At 78.8% G+C, this 1,072-nt stretch carries 1 protein-coding gene and 1 pseudogene; both read right to left on the reverse strand.

Features of this window, described 5'->3' with window-relative positions; all coding sequences use genetic code 11:
- The coding region (locus tag AC0CYZ_RS12585) for a D-alanine--D-alanine ligase (protein ID WP_472215769.1) at positions 1–750 on the reverse strand (750 nt) is incomplete at its 3' end.
- Between the two features lie 11 nt (positions 751–761).
- Positions 762–1,072, reverse strand: a pseudogene (locus AC0CYZ_RS12590) (hypothetical protein); the annotation flags it as partial.

The raw sequence follows: 1,072 nt of genomic DNA on the forward strand, positions 1-1,072 counted from the left end.
GCTCGCCTCGACGCGGCCGTCGGGGAACTGCAGCACGCCGCACTCGATCTCGCGGCCGACGACGGCGGCCTCGACGAGCACCTTCGGGTCGCTGCGGCGGGCGAAGGCGACGGCGTCGGGGACGTCCTCCCAGGCGGTGACGCGGCGGATGCCCACCGACGAGCCCGCCCGCGAGGGCTTGACGAACACCGGCAGGCCGAGGAGGTCGCGGTCGGCGGGCGTGAGGTCGTCCGCGGCGCGGTCGAGGGCGACGGCGGCGCCGACGCCCAGCCCGGCGTCGCGCAGCAGCGCCTTCGTCACGACCTTGTCCATCGACGCGGCGCTCGCGCCGACCCCGGCGCCCACGTAGGGGATCCCCGCGGTCTCGAGCAGGCCCTGGACCTCGCCGTCCTCGCCGGCCGGGCCGTGCAGGACGGGGAAGACGGCGTCGACGGTCGCGATGGCCTCGCCCCGGCGTCCGTCGGCGAGGCTGATCAGCTCGCGTCGGGTGGGGTCGGGCAGCAGTGCCACCGGCTCGCCCGCGCCGGGCGTGACCTCGGGGAGCTCGCGCCCGTGCAGCCGCCAGCGGGAGGTGTCGTCGCCGACGGCGAGCCACTCCCCGGCCCGGGTGATCCCGACCGGCAGGACGTCGAAGCGCTCGAGGTCGAGGTGGTCCAGGACCCCGCCCGCCGAGACGCAGGACACGGAGTGCTCGCCCGACCGCCCGCCGAAGAGGACCAGCAGCGTCGGGCGCCGTCCGGGTGCTCCCATGCGGGCGGAGCCTACGCGGACCCCACGTCGTCCCCGCGCGGCGTGCCGGGGACGCCGGCGAGCACCCCGCGCCACCGGGCGAGGGCGTCGACGAGCTCCGTGCGCGTCGGGGCGGCCCAGCCGACGAGGACGCCGGGGCGGGTCGGCGCCGCCGGGTCGCCCGGGTGCATGTGGTGCGCGGCGAGCCCGTCGACGCGCAGCCCGACCGCCGCGGCCCGGGCCACCACCGTCTCCTCGTCGGCGGCCGAGGCGAGCGGCACGACGAGGTGCGCGCCCGCACGGTCCCCGAGGACGCCGTGCCCCGCCTCCCCGACCGCCGCCA

The organism is Actinomycetospora sp. (assembly GCF_055612215.1).